The sequence below is a fragment of the Capillimicrobium parvum genome (assembly GCF_021172045.1).
GTDB lineage: Bacteria > Actinomycetota > Thermoleophilia > Solirubrobacterales > Solirubrobacteraceae > Capillimicrobium > Capillimicrobium parvum.
In genome coordinates, this window is the sequence record NZ_CP087164.1 from 2,254,211 (window position 1) to 2,274,200 (window position 19,990).

Here is a 19,990-nt window from a genome sequence, read left to right on the forward strand (position 1 = left end):
GAAGGTGTACTGCGCCGCGGCTCAGTGCGCCTCCTCGTCCTCCGCGGGCGCGAGCAGCGCGTCGAGTTGCGCGAGGTGGCCGCGCACCGAGCTCGCCATCGCGTCGAGGATCGCCCGCGCCTGGTCGATGCCGTTCGTCGCGTTCGTCAGCTGCGACTTGACGCGGCGCACGTCCTCCATCGCCTGCAGGGCGCGCTCGACCTCCGCGCGCAGCGCCGCGGGGTCGAGCCCGCCGGCCTCGTCGCGGGCCATCAGCACCCGGGCGCGCGCCAGCCCGTAGGCCACCTCCAGCGCCAGCCGCGACCCCTCCTCGGGGTCGTAGACGACGAAGAGCTTGTCGCCGTTGTACTCGCGCAGCGGGTGCGTCCGCGCGGGCAGCTCGTCCTCGCTGGGCACCACGAGCACGCCGAAGTCCGCGCCGCGCGTCTCGATCGCGCCGTCGAGCTCGGCCAGCGCCTCGTTCTTCGACAGCTTGCGGTCCTTGGCCTCGAAGACGATCCGGCCGCGGGCCGGCCCCGCGCACGCGTCGATCGCCACGACGACGTCGCCCTTGCGCCCGCCCTGGCCGCGCACGTCGCCGACCGCGTCGCAGTCGTCGCCGCGCGCGACGGCCACCACGTCGAGCGCCTCGAACACCGCCTCCTCGTACGTGCGGCCCTTCGCCGCCCCGCGCTCCGTGACGTCGGCCAGCTCCTCGCGCTTGACCTTCTCGGCCCGCAGTTCGGCGAGCTGGATCTTCAGCGCGGTCATCTCGGCCGTCATCGCCCCCAGCCGCTCGGCCTGCTGGTCCGACGACTGCTTGATCATCGCCAGCGACGCCCGCTGGAAGCCGGCCAGGGGGTTGTTCTCCGCGTCGGAGGCGAACTGCTTGCGCAGGTCCTCGCGCATCTGGACGGCGACCTCGCTGACGACCGCCTGCACGCGGTGCTGCACCGCCACCGAGGACTCGTCGCCGAAGTGGCGCTGCAGAGCCCGCGTCACGTGCCCGTGCTCGGGCCCGAACGCCTCGTCGACCTTCTGGTCCAGCCGCTCGGCGACCCGCCGCGCGCGGTCGACGAACTCGGTCTCCAGCACCCGGGCCTGGCGCTCGAACTCCGCCTTGACGAACTCGACCTCCGACCCGGTCTGCTCGCGGTCGAGGACCCGGGCCCCGATCTCGATCATGTCCAGCAGCGCGCGCACGGGATCGCGGTGCTCGCGCACGAGCCGCACGGCCGCCTCGTCGACGACCTCGAGATCCTCGACGAGCACGCGCTCGCCGTGCACGCGGACGCGCGAAGCGAGGGCGAAGGGAAGGGGGGTGGCAGCCTCCATTGCCCCTGCAAAGGTAGGTGGAGGACCCGACGGAACGGCGGTTCGGCGGCCCCATCCCTACGCTCAGCCGATGACGGCGCTCGACGACGCGCTGACCGAGCACGAGCCCGCTCCCGCGCGCCTGCGCGCGCTGCTGCACGCGGAGCTCGAGCTCGGCGTCCAGGAGCTGCGCCGCAAGCGCTCCGGCATCCCCGAGCCCGTGACGGTGGCCATCGGGCCGGGCCTGCTCGCCGTGGCGCCGGTCCCGGCGACCCTGCGGGCCGATCCACAGGAGGTCGAGGAGCGCAGCTGGCTGCTGGTCGCGGCGCTCGTCGGCTCCCTCGTCGAGGCCGGGGGCCGCGGTGTCCAGGCGGGCGATCACGACGGCCACCTACTGCTGGCGGCCGAGGCGGGGGACCCCGAGCTCGCCGCCCTCGCCTTCGACGAGCACGTGGCGCGCGTCGACCGGCTGCGCGCCCGAGCGGTCGTCCTGCCCGCCGGGGTGCTCGAGGCACACGAACCGCTGCGGCCGCCGGTCGGCGAGGCCCACCCGCTGCGCATCGCCGAGGCGATCGCCGCGCTCGGCGCGAACCCGGCCGACCCGCTCCAGGTCGCGGAGCAGGAGGATGCCGTCCTCGCCGCGCTCGCCGGCCCGGCCGCCGCGCCCCGGCCCCACGAGGATCCCGACCCCGACCGCCGGATCGCGCGGCGCATCGTCCAGCGCCTCGCCGGCATGGGAAAGTGGGGCGGCTACCACACCGAGTTCAGCCACCTCGCCCGCGGCTTCCACGGCAACGACAAGCAGCTCGCCGAGGAGATCGGCGAGCGCCTCATCGCCTCCGGGCTGCTCGAGGAGAAGCTCAGCGTCGGTCAGCGCCACGTGTTCCTCAACCCGCGCCGCGCCCGCGACGTGTACGCGCTCATCGAGGAGGGCACGCTCCCCGCGGGCCTCGATCTGCGCAGATGACGCCCCTGGGCCTCCCGCAGACGTCGCGCCCGGTACATTCCGACCCCGGGTCAGATGAACGTCCTCGATTCCGCCAGCCGCAAGCTGCAGACGGCCAAGACGCTGATCGAGGCGGGCGTGTTCCGGCCGGCGCGGCCCGACCGCCTGCTGCGCACCGGGCTCGCGCTCCGGCGCTGGGGTCCCACCGCCGCCGCGGGCTACACGACGTCGGCCATCCGCTACCCCGACGAACCGGCGATCGTCGACGACCTCGGCTCGCTCACCTTCGCCGAGGTCCACCGCCGCACGAACGGGCTCGCCCACGCGCTCGCCGACCGCGGCCTGGGCGAGGGCGACAACGTCGCCATCCTCTGCCGCAACCACCGCGGCATCATCGACGTCACGGTGGCCTGCTCCAAGCTCGGCGCCCACGCGCTCTACCTGAACACGATGTTCTCCGGGCCGCAGATCACCGAGGTGTGCGAGCGCGAGAAGCCGAAGGCGATCGTCTTCGACGAGGAGTTCACCGAGCTCGTCTCCGAGGCGGGCCGTCGGCGCAGGCGCTTCATCGCGTGGACCGAGGCGCAGTCCGAGGGCCGGCACGCCGACGAGCTGCTCGAGGACCTCATCGCGGGCGGCGACGCCTCCGACGTCGTGCCGCCCGCCCGGAAGGGGCGCATCACGATCCTGACCTCCGGCACCACCGGCTCGCCGAAGGGCGCCAACCGCAAGCAGCCGGAGTCCCTCGAGCCGGTCGCCGCGCTGCTCGACCGCATCCCGTACCGCGCGCGCGAGCACACGCACGTCGCGGCGCCGATCTTCCACTCGTGGGGCTACGCGAACTGGATGCTGGCGATCAGCCTGTCCTCGACGGTCGTGCTGCGCCGGCGCTTCACGCCCGAGAGCTGCCTGAGCGCGACCGCCCAGTTCGCGTGCAGCGGCCTCGTCGTCGTCCCGGTGATGCTGCAGCGCATGCTCGAGCTGCCGGCCGAGATCATCGACCGCTACGACACCCGCGCCCTGCGCGTCATCGCGGCCAGCGGCAGCGCGCTCCCGGGCGAGCTCGCCACGAAGGTCATGGACCGCTTCGGCGACGTCCTCTACAACCTCTACGGCTCGACCGAGGTGGCCTGGGCGACGATCGCCACGCCCGCCGACCTGCGCGCCGCGCCCGGCACCGCGGGCCGCCCGCCGCGCGGGACCGTCGTCAAGCTCCTCGACGAGGACGGCGGCGAGGTGGGACCCGGCGAGACCGGCCGCATCTTCGTCGGCAACGAGATGGCGATGGAGGGCTACACCGGCGGCGGGCACAAGCAGAACATCGGAGGCCTGCTGTCCTCCGGCGACGTCGGCCACTTCGACGAGGGCGGCCGCCTCTTCATCGACGGGCGCGACGACGAGATGATCGTCTCCGGAGGCGAGAACGTCTTCCCGCGCGAGGTCGAGGACTGCCTGGCCGCCCATGACGCGGTCGAGGAGGTGGCCGTGATCGGCGTCCAGGACGAGGACTTCGGCCACCGGCTCAAGGCCTTCGTCGTCGCTCGCAGCGAGGTCGGCGAGGACACGCTCAAGCGCCACGTCAAGTCGAACCTCGCCGGCTACAAGGTGCCGCGCGAGATCGTCTTCATGGACGAGCTGCCGCGCAACGCGACGGGCAAGGTGCTCAAGCGCGATCTCGCCGACGAGCCCGCCTGACGCGTCCGTCAGGCCGCTCGCTACGCTGGATTTCATGCCCCAGCGTGCCGACACCATCGACCTGTCGCGACTCGCGCTCGACGCCGGCTCGGGCCGGCGGATCGACCGCCTCGAGGTGCACCTGGACGGCTTCGAGCTCGCCGGCCAGGACTACGAGACCCCGGACACGGTGCCGGTCGTCCTGGACCTGTCGCGCATGGTCGGCGACGGCTATGCGATGCGCCTGCGCTTCGAGACGACGCTCTCGGGCCCGTGCATGCGCTGCCTGACGGCGGCGTCGCCGACCATCGCCGTCGACGCGCGCGAGGTGCACGATCCGCGGGGCGACGATCCGGAGATGACGAGCCCGTACATGGCGGGCGAGGTGCTCGACCTGGGCGCCTGGGCGCGCGACGCGCTGGCGCTCGCGCTGCCCAACCAGGTGCTGTGCCGGCCCGACTGCGCCGGCCTGTGCGCGGTCTGCGGCGAGGACCTCAACGCCGCGGGGCCCGAGCACGGCCACGAGGCCGCCCCCGACCCGCGGTGGGCGGCGCTGCGCGAGCTCAAGCTGGATCAGAGGTAGGGCCCGCTCGGCAGGTAGGGCCGCATCGGCCCGAGCTCGCCGCGCACGAACGCGGGGCCTTCGGGCGACAGCGCGAGACCGGCCTCCAGCACCGTCTGCACCGCCCAGTCCTGGCCGGGCCCGATGAAGTCGACGAGCACGGTCGCGCCCGGGCCGCTCGCGGCCAGGCAGGCCCACAGGAGGGCCGTCGCCGCCTCGTCGTCGAGGGCCGCGAGGAGCTTCGGCGTGCCGTTGTCGTGGACCGCGAACCCGCGCTCGTGGATCAGCAGCGGGCGCTCGTGGGACGTCAGCTCGGGGAGGTCGACGTGGTGGCCGGCCCCGCGGACGTGGCGGGAGAACGCGGCGGTCCGCTCGATGTCGGCGGCCGTGCCGGGCCGGACGCCGTCGACGGCGGGAACCCGGGAGCGGTCGACGATGCCGGCCGCGGCGACCATCGGCACGAGCTGCAGGCCGGCGCGCGCGTAGCGGCGCATCGCCTTCGGATCGGCGGAGGAGAGGATGATCTGCCCGCGCGCCCCGTCGCCGTAGGCGAGCGTCGCCTCGAGCAGCCCGCGACCGACGCCCCGCGCCTGGACGTCGGGGCGCACGGCGAGCAGCGAGAGGCCCCAGATGCCGTCGCGCAGCAGGGCGATGCCGACCCCCGGCGAGCTCGCCGGCGCCGTCGACCGCCGACCAGCACCCGGCCGGATCGGTGCGCAGCAGATGGCGGATCCGCCCCTCGCCGCGGCGGCGCAGGAGCGCCTCCGGCAGCGCCGGGCCGCCACCCCCGAAGGCCTCCTCGGCCAAGCGGTGGCCGGCGGCGACGTCCTCCTCGCGCATTGGGCGGATCTCCATGCCGATCAGCGTATGGGCTACCCTGCGTCGCCCATGGCCGTCCCGAAGCAGAAGCAGTCGCACGCCCGCACAGCGAAGCGGCGCGCCACGCACAAGATCAGCGCGCCCTCGACGAACGCGTGCCCCACCTGTCACAGCCCGCGCCGCCCGCACCGGGTCTGCCCCGTGTGCGGCTCGTACGCTGGGCGTGAGGTCGTCGCCGGCGGCGCCGGCCACGCGCACGACCACGACCACTAGGCCGCGCCGATGACGGCGACCGTCGCGGTCGACGCCAACGGTGCCGATCTGGGTCCGCGCGAGGTCGCCGAAGGGGCGCTGATCGCCGCGCGCGAGGGCGTCAAGGTGATCGTCTACGGCCCGGCCGACCGGATCGGCGAGGTCGGCCCCGGCGTGACGGTCGTCGACTCGCCCGTGTCGATCGCCAAGTCGCCCGAGCCCGCCTCCGCGGCGCGGTCGACCCCGGACGCCTCGATCGTCCGCGCGGCCCGCGCGGTAGCCGAGGGCGAGGCCGACGCGCTCGTCAGCGCCGGGTCCACCGGGGCCGCACTCGCGGCGGGGCTGTTCAACATCAAGCGCGCCCGCGGGATCTTCCGGCCCGCGCTGGCCCTCCCGCTGCCGATCCCCGACCATCCGGTGACGCTGCTCGACGTGGGAGCGAACGCCGACGTGCGCCCGGACCATCTCGTCCAGTTCGCCTTCATGGGCGCCGCGCTGGTGACGCTGCTGCACGGCATCGCGCGCCCGCGCGTCGCCCTGCTGTCCAACGGCGAGGAGGCGACGCGCGGCAACGAGCTGGTCCTCGAGGCCCACGGGCTGCTGGAGCAGCGCGCGGCGGGCAGCTTCGGGATGGAGTTCATCGGCAACGTCGAGGGCACGCACGTCGTCGACGGCACCGCCGACGTCATCGTCGCCGACGGCTTCACCGGCAACATCACGCTCAAGCTCATCGAGGGCGTCTCGCAGACGCTGCTGCACGTGGTGCGCGCGCGGGCGACGGCGACCTCGCGCGGCAAGATCGGCGGCGCGATGCTGCGCCCGGCCCTGCGCGGGCTGCGCGACGAGCTGGACCCCGAGGGCCCGGGAGGCGCCTACCTGCTCGGACTGCGCAAGCTCGGCGTCATCCCGCACGGCCGGTTCACGCGGGTCGGCTTCGCCAACGCCATCCGCGCCGCCGCCCGCGGCGTCGAGGAGGACGTCACGGGGCGTACCATCGCTGCCATGGAGTCTGCCGGCGCGCTCCGTCGTCCCCCGTCCGACAGCACCGCTACGGTGGCCGCTGAATGACCCGAGAGGACGTCTTCCAGCTCATCCGTGCCCACCTCGCCGACGAGCTCGAGGTGGATCCGGAGCGCATCCGGCAGGACACGCGCTTCAAGGAGGACCTCGAGGCCGACTCGCTCGACCTGTACACCCTCGTGCAGGAGCTCGAGGACTCCTACGGCGTGCGCATCTCCGACGAGGAGGCGACGAAGATCCTCACCGTGGGTCAGGCGGTGGACTTCGTCATGGCGCACGGCGTCAACGCGTAGCGTGGAGCAGCTGCGCAAGTTGCTCGACGAGCTGCCGGAGGAGCTGTCCCGGCAGGTGTTCACCCACGCCTCGTGGTCGGAGCGGCGGTCCGACTCCTACTCGCGTCTGGCGTTCCTCGGCGACTCGGTGCTGGGATTGGCGGTCACCGCCCACCTGTACCCGCGCCTGGAGGCCGAGCGCTTCGGCGCCGGCCGGCTGACGAAGATCCGGGCCCAGACGGTGTCCGGCCCCTCGTGCGTGGCGGTCGCCGAGCGGCTCGGCGTACCCGAGCGCCTGCAGGCCGCGGCGCCGGTGGGCGCGGGCCAGACCGCGGCGACGGTGATCGGCACCGACCGGGTGCTCGCTTCGGTGACCGAGGCGGTCATCGGCGCCTGCTACCTGCACGCCGGCTACGAGCGGACGGCCGAGGCGGTCGTCGAGGCCTTCCAGCCCGAGCTGTCACAGGCGCTCGAGCATCCGGTGGACTTCAAGTCGACGCTGCAGGAGCGCCTCGCCCGCGCCGGCGACATCGTCGCCTACGAGGTGACGGCCGAGCTCGGGCCACCGCACGACCGCACGTTCGAGGTCGTCGCATCGGTGGACGGACGGGTCGTCGGGCGCGGCACGGGTCGCTCGAAGAAGGCCGCCGAGCAGGAGGCGGCGCGCCTGGCCATCGTTCAGCTGCAGGACGTCGAGGGGGAGGACGCCGGCTGATGCATCTCAAGTCGCTGACGCTGAAGGGCTTCAAGTCGTTCCCGGACCGCACGCGGTTGGAGTTCGGCTCCGGCGTGTCGGTGATCGTCGGGCCCAACGGCTCGGGGAAGTCAAACGTCACCGACGCGGTGCTGTGGGCCCTGGGCGAGCAGTCGCCGCTCGCGGTGCGCGGCGCGTCGATGCAGGACGTCATCTTCGGCGGCGGCCGCGGCGTGCAGGCGCGCAACGCGGCGGAGGTCGAGCTCGTCCTCGACAACGGCGAGGGCTCCGAGCTCTATCCGATGAGCGAGATCTCGATCCAGCGCCGACTGGACCGCTCCGGCGACGGCGAGTACCGGCTCAACGGCGCGCGCTGCCGGCTCGTCGACGTCCTGGAGGTCCTGTCGGACACGGGCCTCGGCAAGGAGATGCACTCGGTCGTGTCCCAGGGGCGCATCGAGGCGATCGTGACGAGCAAGCCGCGCGACCGGCGGCTGCTGATCGAGGAGGCGGCGGGGCTCGGCAAGCACCGCAAGCGCCGGCGCCGGGCGCAGCTCAAGCTCGAGCGCACGCAGGACAACCTGGACCGCGCGCTCGACGTGGAGCGCGAGGCGCGGTCGCGGCTGCGGCCCTTGAAGCGGCAGGCGGAGGCGGCGGAGCTGCACGAGCGCCTGGAGCGCCAGTCGCTCGAGGCGCGCTGGGAGCTCGCGCGCGACGTGGTCCGGTCCAAGCGGGCGGATCTGGGCGAGGCCGAGGCCGCCGCGGTCGCGGCGCGCGCGGCGCGCGAGGAGGCCGAGCGGCGGCTGACGGATGTGGCGGCGCGGCGCGAGCGGGCCGAGGAGGCCCTGCAGCGGCGCACCGAGCAGCGCGAGGCGATGGCCGGGCGCGTCTACGCGGCCCGGACCGCGCGCGACCGCGTGGACTCGCGGCTCGAGCGCGCGGCGGAGACGGCGTCGACGCTCGCCGAGCGCGTCGAGCGGCGGGCCGTGCAGATCGCGGCGCTGGAGAGCGAGGCGGCCGCGGACGCGCCGGACGAGGCGGGGCGCGAGCGGATCGCCCAGCTCGAGGCCGAGCTCGAGCGCCTGGACCGCGAGCACGAGGCCGAGCTCGAGCGCGAGCTGGAGACGCTGGAGGCCGAGCGCGCCGCGGCCGAGCAGCGCGCGGCCGGGCTGCAGCAGGTCGTCGCGGAGCGCCGCGAGGCGCTGAAGGCGGCCGACGCCGCGGCGGAGGCCGTGCGGCGCGAACGGCGCGAGTCCGAGAAGGCGGTCGAGGCGGCCCGGCGCGCGGCGGCGAAGGTCGGCGCCGAGCTCGCGGCGGCCAACCAGTTCCTGCGCTCGCACGCCGGGGCGCCCGGCGGCGCGCGGGCGCTGTCGGGCGAGCTCCAGGTCGACGAGGGCTACGAGCTCGCGCTCGCCGCGGCGCTCGACGGGCGGCTGGGCGCCGCGGTCGTCGAGGACCTGCCCGCGGGCGCGGCGCTGCTCGATCGCGCGGGGCGCGACGGCGGACGCGCGCTCGTGCTCGGCGACACGACGGATGCCGGCGGCGCGCGGTCGCCCGGCGCCGTCTCCGCGGCGGCTCCCCCTCCCGGCGCGGTTGCGCTGGCGTCCCTCGTGCGCGGTCCCGAGGCGGCCCGCGCACTGCTCGACGCCGTCTGGGTCGTCGAGGACCTCGCCACCTTGCCGGAGGACTTCGCCGGGGTCGCGGTGACCCGGACCGGGCGCGCCTGGTCGGCGCTCACCCGCGAGCTGCGGCAGGTCGCCGCGGGCGGCGCGGAGCGCGTGCTCGCCGAGCGCAACCGTCGCGACCGCCTCATCGCCGATTCCGAGCGCGCCGTCCAGGCCGAGCAGGCCGCGCTGGCCGCCGCGGAGGGCGCGAGCACCGCCGTCGCCGCGGCCGACGCCGAGCGCGACGAAGCCGACCAGGCCGCCCGCCAGGCCGATCGCGAGCGGTCGGCCGCCGGCGAGGAGATGCGCCGCGCGGGCTGGCTCATCGAGCAGCGGCGCAAGGCCCCGCAGGAGGGCGCCGCCGCGGTGCGCCGCGCCCAGGCCGAGGGCGAGCTGGCCGCCGAGCGCCGCACCGCCGAACGCGCCGCGCGCGAGCGCGCCGAGCGCGGCCGGCGCCTCGAGTACCTGCGCGCCCAGCGGACGGCCGACGAGCAGCTGGAGCCGCTGGCCCGGACCCTCGCCGCGACGCTCGGCCGGGTCAGCGCCGCGGTCGCCAACCGCGTCGAGGCGGTGGAGGCCGAGCTCGCCGCCGACCGCGAGGCGGGGGAGGGCGTCGCCGCCGAGCTGCGCGCCTGCGCCCGCGAGGAGGCGGAGATACAGAACCAGCTGCGCCAGCGCGGCGACGCGCTGACCACGGCGGAGGTCCGCGCGCAGCAGCTGCGCGACGCCGAGGCCGAGGCGAGTCACGAGCTGGGCGAGCTCGCGGAGCGGCTCGGCCTGGAGGCGGAGCCGGCGACCGAGGCGCTCGAGCCCGAGCAGGCCGATGCGCTGCGCGCGCGGATCGAGCGGCTTGCGAAGCGCCGCGAGCAGCTCGGGCCGGTGAACCCGCTCGCGAAGGACGAGTACGCGGAGGCCGTCGCGCACGTCGAGGAGCTCGAGACCCAGCGCGAGGACCTCGAGACGGCGCTGCGTGAGCTGCGCCAGCTCATCCGCGACACCGACCGCGAGATCCGCGAGACGTTCGAGGCGACGTTCACGGCCGCCGCGCAGAACTTCGAGGAGCTCGCCGAGCACGTCTTCCCGGGCGGACGGGGGCGGCTGCGGCTCGTGCGCGAGGACGCCGGCCCGCGCGCGGTCCTTGGCGGTCAGGGGCCGCAGGACGGCGCCGAGCCGGCCTCCGAGGAGGCGGCGGAGGCCGCCGCCGAGGCCGAGGACGAGCCCACGCCCGAGGAGGACCTCCTCGGCGTCGAGATCGAGATCACCCCGGCCGGCAAGTCCACGAAGCGCCTCACGCTGCTGTCCGGCGGCGAGAAGTCGATGACCGCGATCGCGTTCCTCTTCGCGGTGTTCCTCGCCAAGCCGTGCCCGTTCTACATCCTCGACGAGGTGGAGGCGGCGCTGGACGACCTGAACCTCGAGCGCTTCCTCGCGCTGCTCGAGCGCTACGCCGACCGCGCCCAGTTCATCGTGGTCACCCACCAGAAGAAGACGATGGACGCGGCGGACTGCCTGTACGGCGTGTCGATGGGGGGCGACGGCGTGTCGAAGGTGGTCAGCCGCCGCCTGCCCGGGCGGGCCGCAGCCGCCACCGCCGCCTGAGTGACGCATCTCCCATCCGGTCTGAGTGACGCATCTCCCATCCGGTCTGAGTGACGCATCTCCCATCCGGCCTGAGTGACGCATCTCCCATCCAGCGTGGTGTGGGTCTGCGAAAATGACGCATATGTCACGTTCGACCCATCACCCTGACGCCGGCGTCGTCTACGTCGGTCCGTCCCTGACCACGTCGCTGGTCCGCGTCGTCCTCGCGCTCGCCGCCGCCGGCCGCTGACCGTCGTCCCGTCGTCCCGTCGTCCCGTCGTCCCGTCCGGCACGGGCCGCACCCCGCGCCGGGCTATCGTGCCGGGCCGCATGGCTCGCGACTGGAACGACCTCTTCATCACCGGCGACGGTGCGTCCGCCGCCGCGGCCCCGCGCGACGAGGAGCCGGCCAAGCGCCGCGGCTTCTTCCGCCGCCTGCGGGAGAACCTCTCGAAGACCCGCGAGGCGCTCGGCGCCGAGATCCAGGCCACCCTGTTCGAGGGCGACGTCGACGAGGAGACGTGGGAGCGCCTCGAGGAGGCGCTCATCATGGCCGACGTCGGCGCGACCACGACCGCCAAGGTCGTCGGCCAGCTCGAGCAGGAGGCCGAGTCCGGAGGGCTCGAGGGCGGGGAGGCGCTGAGCCGGCGCTTGCAGGAGCTGCTGGCGGACATCGCGCGCACCGGTCAGGACCGCATCGACCTGCGCCACGACCCCACGGTGATCCTGATGGTCGGCGTCAACGGCACGGGCAAGACGACGACGCTCGGCAAGATCGCCTGGCACCTGCGCAACGAGCTCGGCAAGAGCGTCATGCTCGGCGCCGCCGACACCTTCCGCGCCGCCGCGACCGAGCAGCTGCAGGGCTGGGCCGAGCGAGCCGGCGTGCCGATCGTCACCGGCCCCGAGGGCTCCGATCCGGGCGCCGTCGCGTGGGACGCCATCGTCCAGGGCCGCGCGCAGGGCGCCGACGTGGTGCTCATCGACACCGCCGGGCGCCTGCACACCCAGGACGACCTGATGGCCGAGCTCAGCAAGGTGCGCCGCGTCATCGCCAAGCAGCTGCCCGACGCGCCGCACGAGACGCTGCTGACCGTCGACGCCACGACCGGGCAGAACGGCCTGCGTCAGGCCCGCCTGTTCGCGGAGGCCGCGGAGGTCGACGGGATCGTCCTGACGAAGCTCGACGGCACCGCCAAGGGCGGCATCGCGCTCGCGATCGCGGGCGAGCTCGGCATCCCGGTCAAGCTCATCGGCGTCGGCGAGGCGCTCGAGGACCTGCGGCCGTTCGACGCCGACGACTTCGCCCAGGCCCTCCTGTCCTGAAGTACCGTTCGCTCTCCGATGGACCCGTGGGTCATATGGATCGTGGCGGCATGCGTGCTTGCGGTGGGCGAGATCGCCACCGTCAGCTTCTTCCTGGGCCCGTTCGCGGCCGGGGCGGTCGTCGCCGCCATCGTCGCGCTGGCCGGCGGGGGCTGGGTCGCTTCGACGATCGTCTTCCTCGTCATCTCGGTTCTCGTGCTGCTGTTCGTGCGCCCCGTCGCCCGCCGGCACCTGCGCCAGGGTCCGATGCTGAGGACCGGCGCGGCCGCGCTCGTCGGGCGCAATGCGATCGTCGTGGAGACGATCGCCAACGACGAGGGCACCGGGAGCGCGCGCATCGACGGCGAGGTCTGGACGGCCCGCGCGTTCGACGACGATCGTGTGATCGCCGCGGGCGAGCGGGTCCACGTCATCGAGATCCGGGGCGCCACGGCGCTCGTCGACTAGGGAGGCCACCCCATGGCAGGGCTCATCGTTCTCGGCGTGCTGATCCTCTTCGCGCTCTTCGTCGCGTTCAAGACGATCCGCATCATCCCGCAGGCTCGGACCGGCGTCGTCGAGCGTCTCGGCCGCTACAGCCGCACGCTTCAGCCGGGTCTGGCGATCGTCATCCCGTTCATCGACCGGGTGCGACCGCTCCTGGACATGCGCGAGCAGGTCGTGCCGTTCCAGCCGCAGCCGGTGATCACCGAGGACAACGTCACCGTGCAGATCGACACGGTCCTCTACTTCACGATCACCGAGGCGAAGTCCGCGACCTACGAGATCGCCAACCCGCTGCAGGCGATCGAGCAGCTGACGATCACCACGCTGCGCAACGTCGTCGGCGGCATGACGCTCGAGGAGACGCTGACCAGCCGTGATGCGGTCAACAGCCAGCTGCGCGTCGTGCTCGACGAGGCCACCGGCAAGTGGGGCATCCGGATCAACCGCGTGGAGATCAAGTCGATCGAGCCGCCGGCGTCGATCCAGGAGGCGATGGAGAAGCAGATGCGCGCCGAGCGCGACCGCCGCGCCGCGATCCTCACCGCGGAGGGCGTCAAGCAGTCGCAGGTGCTGACCGCCGAGGGCGAGAAGCAGTCCGCGATCCTCCGTGCCCAGGGCGAGCGCGAGTCGGCGGTGCTGCGGTCCGAGGGCGAGGCGAAGGCGATCGGCACGGTGTTCGAGGCGATCCACTCCGGCAACCCGGACGGGCCGCTGCTGAGCTACCAGTACCTGCAGATGCTGCCGCAGATCGCCAAGGGCGACGCGAACAAGATCTGGGTGATCCCGTCGGAGCTGACGAACGCGCTCGGCAACCTCGGCAATCGGCTGAACCTCGACCCGGGCCAGCCGGCCCAGGACCGTCCGGCGGACAACGGGCCCGTCACGCCCCCGGTGCCGCCGCCGACCGAGCCCCCGCGCTGATCAGACAAGCACGCCTTCGGTCGCGGCCACGAGCGGGATCTCGGCCCGCACCGTGGTCCCGGCGCCGGGCGCGCTGGTGACGCGCAGGACGCCGTCGAGCGCCGCGACCCGGTCCGCGAGCCCGCGCAGGCCCGAGCCGCTGCTCGGGTCGGCACCGCCGACACCGTCGTCGGCGACCTCCACGACGAGCCGGCCGACGTCCGGCCGCGCACGTACCACGACCTCGTCGGCCTGCGCGTACTTGGCGACGTTCACGAGGCACTCGGCGACGACGAAGTAGGCGGCGGCCTCGGTGGCGGGCGGCAGCCGCTCGCCGGGGATCTCCGCGACGGTCACGTCGACCGGCGCGCGCGCCGCGAGCTCCTCGATCGCGGGCCCGAGCCCGCACTCGGTGAGGACCGCGGGGTGGATGCCGCGAGCGAGGTCACGCAGGTCCCCGAGCGCGAGCTTGGCCTCCTCGTGCGCCTCCGCCACGAGCGTGTCGGCGCCGTCACCGCCGTCCTGCAGGCGCTTGCGGGCCATGCCGAGCTTCAGCGACAGCGCGACGAGGCGCTGCTGCGCCCCGTCATGGAGGTCGCGCTCGATGCGCCGGCGCGCCTCGTCGGCCGCCTCGATGATGCGCGCCTGGCTCGAGCGCAGGTCGTCGACGCGGGCCGTGAGCTCCGGGTCCGGCGAAGAGGCGAGCACGAGCTTCGCCCACGCGCCGTGCACGCGGCCGAGCCGGTCGAGGATGTGCCAGCTCAGCCAGGACAGGAGCACGCCGAGCGGGACCAGCGCGAGCGCCTCGGGCAGGGTGTCGGCGTTGAAGAGGCCGGCGTCGATCCCGTCGGGGACGGCCCAGTAGTAGAGGGGCGCGAACAGCGTGCCGGCCGACGCGGTGATGAGCACGACGGCGACGACCGTCCAGACCAGACCGAGCGGGAACTGGACGAGGAGGTAGACGAAGTCCTTCCAGGTCTGAGGGTCCCCGAGCCGGGTCATGATCTGCGCCCACAGCCCGGGCCGGCCGGGGCGGCGGTAGTGCGCCGAGGCGTCGGTGCCGATCAGGGCCTTGACGAGGATCCGCTCGCCCTCGGCCATCCAGCGCACCGCCCACAGCATCGCGACGAGGATCGGCAGGCCGATCAGCGTGATGGCCAGGCCGATGCCCATCGAGATCCCGGTGACGAGAACGCAGAACCACGCGACGCCCAGCCAGAAGCTGAGCAGGAGGTACAGCGTGCGGCGCAGCGGCAGCATCGCCGGCACGCTAGCCAGCGGACGTGGCGCGGCCCATACGGCTAGCCCTACTCTTGAGGACGGTGTTCGACGCGCTCTCCGACAAGCTCCAGGCCACGCTGTCCGACGTCCGTGCCCGCGGCACGCTGACCGAGGACGACATCAACAAGGCGATGCGCGAGATCCGCCTCGCGCTGCTCGAGGCCGACGTCAACTTCAAGGTCGTCAAGTCGTTCACGGCGAACGTGAAGGAGCGGGCGCTCGGCGCCGACGTGCTCGGCCAGCTCAACCCGGGCCAGCAGGTCGTCAAGATCGTCAGCGACGAGCTGACGTCGCTCATGGGCGGCGCGGCGGCCGGGGTCTCGTTCTCGCCGCGGCCGCCGACCGTGATCCTCATGGCCGGCCTGCAGGGCTCCGGCAAGACGACGGCCACGGCGAAGCTCGCCCGCCACCTGCGCGAGCAGAACGGCTCGTCGGTCGCGGTGGCCGCGTGCGACGTGTACCGCCCGGCCGCGGTGGACCAGCTCGTGAAGGTGGGCGCGCAGGCGGGCGCGACCGTGTACGAGCAGGGCACGGACCGCGACCCCGTCGACATCGCCGGCTGGGCGCTCGACCGCGCCAAGCAGGAGGGCAAGGACGTCCTCATCGTCGACACGAGCGGCCGGCTGCACGTGGACGAGCGCCTCATGGACGAGCTCGTGCGCATTCGCAAGGTCGTCAGGCCGCACACGATCCTGCTGGTGGTCGACGCGATGACCGGCCAGGACGCGGTCAACGTCGCCGAGCAGTTCGCGCAGGCGGTCCAGTTCGACGGCGTCGTGATGACCAAGCTCGACGGCGATGCGCGCGGCGGCGCGGCGCTCTCGGTCAAGGCGGTCACGGGCAAGCCCATCCTCTTCGCGTCCACGGGCGAGAAGCTCGACCAGTTCGAGCGCTTCCACCCGGATCGCATGGCGCAGCGGATCCTCGGCATGGGCGACGTCATGTCGCTCATCGAGAAGGCCGAGTCGCAGTTCGACGAGGACCAGGCCAAGGATCTCGAGAAGCGGCTGCGCAAGGGCGAGTTCACGCTCGAGGACTTCCTGTCGCAGCTGAGGATGATGCGCAAGATGGGCCCGCTGCAGTCGCTGCTGGGAATGATCCCGGGCTTCGCCGGCAACCAGCTGAAGAACATGAAGGTCGACGAGCGCGAGCTCGACCGCGTCCAGGCGATCATCCTGTCGATGACCGTGGAGGAGCGCCGGCGCCCGGAGCTCATCAACGGGTCTCGGCGCCTGCGGATCGCCAAGGGCTCGGGCACGAGCGTCCAGCAGGTCAACGGGCTCGTCAAGCAGTTCGGCCAGATGCGCAAGGTCATGCAGCAGCTCGGCAAGGGCAAGATGCCCGACATGGCCGCGCTGATGCGCCAGGGCGGGATGCGCTGACCGGCAGCCGCCTCGCGCGAGCCGCTACTCTCTGGCCACCTATGGCAGTTCGACTTCGACTCACCCGCATCGGCGGGAAGAAGGACCCGGTCTGGCGCGTCGTCGTCGCCGACCAGCGGTCCCCGCGCGACGGCCGAGTGATCGAGACCGTCGGCCACTACAACGCCCAGACCGAGCCGTCGACCATCCGGCTCGACGAGGAGCGCATCCGCGCCTGGCTCGATCGCGGCGCGCAGCCGACGAACACGGTGCGCAAGCTCATGCGCATCCAGGGCATCTCCTAGCCCGAACCGATGAAGGAACTGCTCGAGGAGCTCGCCCGCCGGCTGGTCGACGAGCCCGATGCGGTGTCGGTCGAGCAGTTCGAGGAGGACGACGGGACGATCGTCCTCGAGTTGGCGGTGGCGGACGACGACTACGGGAAGGTCATCGGCCGCGGCGGTCGCACCGCGCACGCGCTGCGCACCGTCGTGAAGGCTGCCGCGGTGAAGGAGAACCGCCGCGTCCTCGTCGACATCGTCGAGTGAGCTGCTGGTCGGCGTCGTCGGCAGGCCGCACGGCCTCGACGGCTCGTTCCACGTCGTGCGCCCCCGCGCGGACCTGATCGCCGCGGCGGACGTGCTGACGGTCGCGGGCGTCGCGCGCACGGTGGAGCGCCGCGCCGGGACGGACGCCCGCCCGATCCTGCGCCTGACCGGCTGCGCCACGCGCACCGACGCCGAGGCGCTGCGGGGGCAGGATCTCCTCGCCCCGCGGTCGCTCGCCGCCCCGCTGGAGGACGACGAGTACTGGCCCGAGGACCTCGAGGGCTGCGACGTGGTCGACGGCGACCGCCGCGTCGGGGTCGTCGAGCGGCTGCTGGCGTATCCGTCCTGCGAGCTGCTCGAGGTGCGCCGTGACGAGGGCGGCCCCCTCCTCGTCCCGATGGTGCGCGACGCGATCCGCGGCGTCGACGTCGCGGCGCGCGTGATCGAGATCGACCTCGCGTTCCTCGGGGAGGCCTGAGCGTGGGGATCGACATCGACGTCTTCACGTTGTTCCCGGAGTGGTTCGACTGGTTTCGCACCCAGCGCCACGTGCGCAACGTGATGGAGTCCGGCTCCTCGCTGGAATGCATCAACCCGCGCGACTTCACGACGCTGTCGGGGCGGCAGGTCGACGACACGCCGTTCGGCGGGGGCGCGGGGATGGTGCTGCGCGTGGACGTGATGGAGCAGGCGCTGTCCGGTCACTACGGCGTGCAGGACGCGACGGTCGTGCGCGAGCAGCGGCGGTTGATCGCCCTGATCCCGGGCGGGCGGATCCTCGACGACGCCTACGTCAACGAGCTGGCGGCCGAGCCGTCGATCACGCTGCTGTGCGGCCGGTACGAGGGCTTCGACGAGCGCATCGTCCAGCATCTCGCCAGCGACACGCTGAGCGTGGGCCGCTACGTCCTCAGCGGCGGCGAGCTGGCGGCGATGGTCGTCTGCGACGCCGTGCTGCGCAAGCTGCCGGGCGCGCTGGGCCACGCCGATTCGGCCGAGGAGGAGTCGTTCTCGGACGCGCTGGGCGGCAACCCGGAGTACCCGCACTACACGCGCCCGGCGCAATGGCGCGGCCATGGCGTGCCGGACGTGCTCCTGTCGGGCAACCACGCGCTCGTGCGCCAGTGGCGGCGTGCGCGCAGCCAGGAGCGCGGCGGCGCGTAGGGCGCGACGCGCGCAGCGCCTGCGACCACCATGCGGCGGCCTGCCACGGCGCTCCGCTACCATGGTCGCTCCGCGCTGGCTGCTTCTTGCACACCGACCACGGTCCGCGCGATTCCTCCATGTCTTCCGTCATCGAAAGTCTCGAGCGCGCTCAGCTGCGCCGCGTCCCGGAGTTCCAAGCCGGTGACCGCGTCCGTGTCCACTTCCAGGTGATCGAGGGCTCGCGCCGACGCACCCAGGTCTTCGAGGGCGTCGTCATCAAGCGCCAAGGCCACGGCGTCCGCGAGACCTTCACGGTCCGCAAGCAGTCGTTCGGCGTGGGCGTCGAGCGCACGTTCCCCGTCCACTCGCCGAAGATCGAGAAGATCGAGATCGCCGCGCGCGGCGACGTCCGGCGCGCGAAGCTCTACTACCTGCGCGAGCGGGTCGGCAAGCGGGCCCGGGTGCGCGAGCGCCGCTATGTCGGCCCCGAGCGTGCCGTCGCGCCCGGCCTCCTGCGGGACGAGACCGAGGCCGTCGACGCCCGCGGCGTCACCGCCGAGGAGTCGGTCGCCGACGAGGGCTCTCCGACCGACGGCGCCGCCACCGCTGGCGCGACCACGCCGGAGGCCGCCGCCGAGGCGACCGTCACGGACACGACGGCCGACACGACCACGACCGATGGCGGCGAGAGCGCCGCCAGTGCGGACGCCCCCCCGGACGCCGAGCCCGCCGATGCCTCCGCGGAGCAGGCCGAGGCGCCGGCAGAGACTGCCGAGGCGCCCACGCAGCCCACCGAGGCTGCCGAGGCCGAGGCTCCGGCTGACAAGAGCGCGTGACGAAGCGCAAGAAACGCGAGCCCTGGACGGGCGCGTGGTTTCTGGAGCTCGCCATCATCATTGCGGTCGCCCTGGGCCTCGCCCTCGGCATCCAGGCGTTCATCGTCAAGCCGTACCGCATCCCGTCGGAGTCGATGGAGCCGACGCTCGACGTCGGCCAGCGGGTCCTGGTCAACCGCCTCGGCAACCGCTTCGGTGATCCGTCGGTCGGCGACATCCTGGTCTTCCACCCGCCGAAGGGCGCCGAGACCGACACGTGCGGCGACCCTCAGACCGGGCCGGACCGCCGGCGGCCGTGCGACCTGCCGACCAAGCAGCGCGCCGACGTGAACTACATCAAGCGCGTCGTCGCGGGCCCGGGCGACAAGCTGTCGATCGTGGACGGGCATGCCGTCCTCAACGGCAAGCGCCAGAAGGAGTCGTTCATCAAGCCGTGTCCGGCGGGGAACCCGAACTGCTCGTTCCCGGGGACCATCACCATTCCCGCCGACCATTACTTCATGATGGGCGACAACCGTGGGGAGTCCGACGACAGCCGATTCTGGGGGCCCGTTCCCCGAGACTGGATCATCGGCGGTGCCTTCGCCACCTACTGGCCCCCGAAGCGCATCGGGCTCCTCTAAGCGGCCTGGCCCCAAGCGGGGGTCCGCCCATCGCGGGCGCCGCCTGTTCGCTCACGACCGCCGCCTCGGCATCCGCTTCGTCGCCGGCGCGGACGAGGCCGGGCGCGGCTGCCTCGCCGGTCCGCTCGTCGCGGCGGCGGTGCTCTTCGACTTCGAGCTGCTGCGCCCGTCCGACGTCCGCACGCTCGGCGCCCTCAACGACTCCAAGCAGCACACGCCCGAGGCGCGGGAGGAGCTCCTGCCGCGGGTCCTGCGCATCGCGACGAGGGTGCACGTCGTCTCGCGCTGCGCCCGGGGGATCGACGGGCGCGGCCTGCACCGCACGAACCTGGCGGCCCTGCGCGACGCCCTGCGTGGCGTCGCCGTGCCGGGCTGCATGTGCCTGAGCGACGGATTCTCGCTCGGCGCGGACTTCGAGCACGACACTCGCGCGATCGTGGATGGTGACGCGACGAGCGCCGCCATCGCAGCCGCCTCGATCGTCGCGAAGGTGACGCGCGACCGCTTCATGCACGGCGCGGACCAGCGCCATCCCGGCTGGGGCTTTCGCGAGCACGTGGGGTATTCCACGCCCGAGCACCGCGAGGCCATCATGCGCATCGGCGTCTCGCCCCTGCACCGCATGTCGTTTCAGTCCGCGGCGTACCAGCAGCTGACGCTGTAGGAGCCGAGCGGACCGGTCGTCGCACGTCGCGGTACGGTCGGG

21 protein-coding genes and 1 pseudogene are annotated in these 19,990 nt (G+C 73.4%); 19 read left to right on the plus strand and 3 right to left on the minus strand.

The window, feature by feature from the left end; genetic code table 11:
• Positions 1-21 precede the first annotated feature (21 nt).
• A complete protein-coding gene (locus DSM104329_RS11165; protein WP_259315516.1) occupies positions 22-1,314 on the minus strand; it encodes a DUF2130 domain-containing protein in 1,293 nt (430 codons plus the stop codon).
• Between the two features lie 70 nt (positions 1,315-1,384).
• Here DSM104329_RS11165 and DSM104329_RS11170 point away from each other — a divergent pair, with 70 nt between their 5' ends.
• From DSM104329_RS11170 to DSM104329_RS11180, 3 genes are read left to right on the plus strand one after another with little or no spacing between them, the layout of a single operon-like run.
• A complete protein-coding gene (locus DSM104329_RS11170) occupies positions 1,385-2,260 on the plus strand; it encodes a hypothetical protein (RefSeq protein WP_259315517.1) in 876 nt (291 codons plus the stop codon).
• 54 nt (positions 2,261-2,314) lie between these two features.
• Entirely contained in the window at positions 2,315-3,934 is a 1,620-nt protein-coding gene (locus DSM104329_RS11175; protein WP_259315518.1) for an acyl-CoA synthetase, read from the plus strand.
• A 34-nt stretch (positions 3,935-3,968) separates the two neighbouring features.
• Entirely contained in the window at positions 3,969-4,496 is a 528-nt protein-coding gene (locus DSM104329_RS11180; protein WP_259315519.1) for a YceD family protein, read from the plus strand.
• Here the strand turns inward: DSM104329_RS11180 and DSM104329_RS11185 are convergent.
• The gene (locus DSM104329_RS11185; protein WP_259315520.1) at positions 4,487-5,083 is read right to left on the minus strand and encodes a hypothetical protein; all 597 of its coding nucleotides are present in this window, start codon (positions 5,081-5,083) and stop codon (positions 4,487-4,489) included. The two genes, DSM104329_RS11180 and DSM104329_RS11185, sit on opposite strands and share 10 nt — an antisense overlap.
• A 22-nt stretch (positions 5,084-5,105) precedes the next feature.
• Between DSM104329_RS11185 and rpmF the strand changes: the two genes are divergently transcribed.
• From rpmF to DSM104329_RS11225, 8 genes are all read left to right on the plus strand, one after another.
• A complete protein-coding gene (rpmF, locus tag DSM104329_RS11190; protein ID WP_259315521.1) occupies positions 5,106-5,567 on the plus strand; it encodes a 50S ribosomal protein L32 in 462 nt (153 codons plus the stop codon).
• Between the two features lie 9 nt (positions 5,568-5,576).
• Positions 5,577-6,614 carry a phosphate acyltransferase PlsX gene (plsX, locus tag DSM104329_RS11195; protein WP_259315522.1) on the plus strand — a complete coding sequence of 346 codons (1,038 nt, stop codon included), beginning with the start codon at positions 5,577-5,579 and terminating at the stop codon, positions 6,612-6,614.
• Positions 6,611-6,859 carry an acyl carrier protein gene (gene acpP / locus DSM104329_RS11200; protein WP_259315523.1) on the plus strand — a complete coding sequence of 83 codons (249 nt, stop codon included), beginning with the start codon at positions 6,611-6,613 and terminating at the stop codon, positions 6,857-6,859. Before plsX ends, acpP begins: the two co-directional genes overlap by 4 nt.
• A gap of 1 nt (position 6,860) precedes the next feature.
• Positions 6,861-7,553 carry a ribonuclease III family protein gene (locus tag DSM104329_RS11205; protein WP_259315524.1) on the plus strand — a complete coding sequence of 231 codons (693 nt, stop codon included), beginning with the start codon at positions 6,861-6,863 and terminating at the stop codon, positions 7,551-7,553.
• A complete protein-coding gene (locus DSM104329_RS11210; protein WP_259315525.1) occupies positions 7,553-10,795 on the plus strand; it encodes a chromosome segregation SMC family protein in 3,243 nt (1,080 codons plus the stop codon). Before DSM104329_RS11205 ends, DSM104329_RS11210 begins: the two co-directional genes overlap by 1 nt.
• Positions 10,796-11,107: 312 nt before the next feature.
• The gene (gene ftsY, locus DSM104329_RS11215) at positions 11,108-12,103 is read left to right on the plus strand and encodes a signal recognition particle-docking protein FtsY (protein ID WP_259315526.1); all 996 of its coding nucleotides are present in this window, start codon (positions 11,108-11,110) and stop codon (positions 12,101-12,103) included.
• Positions 12,104-12,121: 18 nt separating this feature from the next.
• On the plus strand, positions 12,122-12,550 hold the full coding sequence (locus DSM104329_RS11220) for an NfeD family protein (protein ID WP_259315527.1): 429 nt from the start codon (positions 12,122-12,124) through the stop codon (positions 12,548-12,550).
• Positions 12,551-12,562: 12 nt separating this feature from the next.
• Positions 12,563-13,510 carry an SPFH domain-containing protein gene (locus DSM104329_RS11225; RefSeq protein ID WP_259315528.1) on the plus strand — a complete coding sequence of 316 codons (948 nt, stop codon included), beginning with the start codon at positions 12,563-12,565 and terminating at the stop codon, positions 13,508-13,510.
• Here the strand turns inward: DSM104329_RS11225 and DSM104329_RS11230 are convergent, their stop codons facing one another.
• On the minus strand, positions 13,511-14,749 hold the full coding sequence (locus tag DSM104329_RS11230) for a sensor histidine kinase (protein WP_259315529.1): 1,239 nt from the start codon (positions 14,747-14,749) through the stop codon (positions 13,511-13,513).
• A 62-nt stretch (positions 14,750-14,811) separates the two neighbouring features.
• On the opposite strand from DSM104329_RS11230, the gene ffh reads away from it, so the two are divergent.
• The 8 genes and pseudogenes from ffh to DSM104329_RS11270 all read left to right on the plus strand — a co-directional run bounded on the left by ffh (position 14,812) and on the right by DSM104329_RS11270 (position 19,948).
• Positions 14,812-16,152 (plus strand): signal recognition particle protein, encoded by a 1,341-nt coding sequence (gene ffh, locus DSM104329_RS11235; protein ID WP_259315530.1) that lies wholly within the window; start codon positions 14,812-14,814, stop codon positions 16,150-16,152.
• Positions 16,153-16,193: 41 nt separating this feature from the next.
• A complete protein-coding gene (rpsP, locus tag DSM104329_RS11240; RefSeq protein ID WP_259315531.1) occupies positions 16,194-16,436 on the plus strand; it encodes a 30S ribosomal protein S16 in 243 nt (80 codons plus the stop codon).
• 9 nt (positions 16,437-16,445) lie between these two features.
• Entirely contained in the window at positions 16,446-16,679 is a 234-nt protein-coding gene (locus DSM104329_RS11245) for a KH domain-containing protein (protein WP_259315532.1), read from the plus strand.
• A gap of 4 nt (positions 16,680-16,683) precedes the next feature.
• Positions 16,684-17,157, plus strand: coding sequence for a ribosome maturation factor RimM (gene rimM, locus DSM104329_RS11250; RefSeq protein ID WP_259316206.1), 474 nt, complete (start codon positions 16,684-16,686; stop codon positions 17,155-17,157).
• 2 nt (positions 17,158-17,159) lie between these two features.
• The gene (gene trmD / locus DSM104329_RS11255) at positions 17,160-17,843 is read left to right on the plus strand and encodes a tRNA (guanosine(37)-N1)-methyltransferase TrmD (RefSeq protein WP_259315533.1); all 684 of its coding nucleotides are present in this window, start codon (positions 17,160-17,162) and stop codon (positions 17,841-17,843) included.
• 119 nt (positions 17,844-17,962) lie between these two features.
• A pseudogene (gene rplS / locus DSM104329_RS11260) lies at positions 17,963-18,301 on the plus strand (50S ribosomal protein L19); the annotation flags it as partial.
• A 356-nt stretch (positions 18,302-18,657) separates the two neighbouring features.
• Positions 18,658-19,284: a signal peptidase I gene (lepB, locus tag DSM104329_RS11265; protein ID WP_259315534.1), complete on the plus strand. Its 627-nt coding sequence runs from the start codon at positions 18,658-18,660 to the stop codon at positions 19,282-19,284.
• The gene (locus tag DSM104329_RS11270; protein WP_259315535.1) at positions 19,238-19,948 is read left to right on the plus strand and encodes a ribonuclease HII; all 711 of its coding nucleotides are present in this window, start codon (positions 19,238-19,240) and stop codon (positions 19,946-19,948) included. Before lepB ends, DSM104329_RS11270 begins: the two co-directional genes overlap by 47 nt.
• Positions 19,949-19,990: the final 42 nt, after the last annotated feature.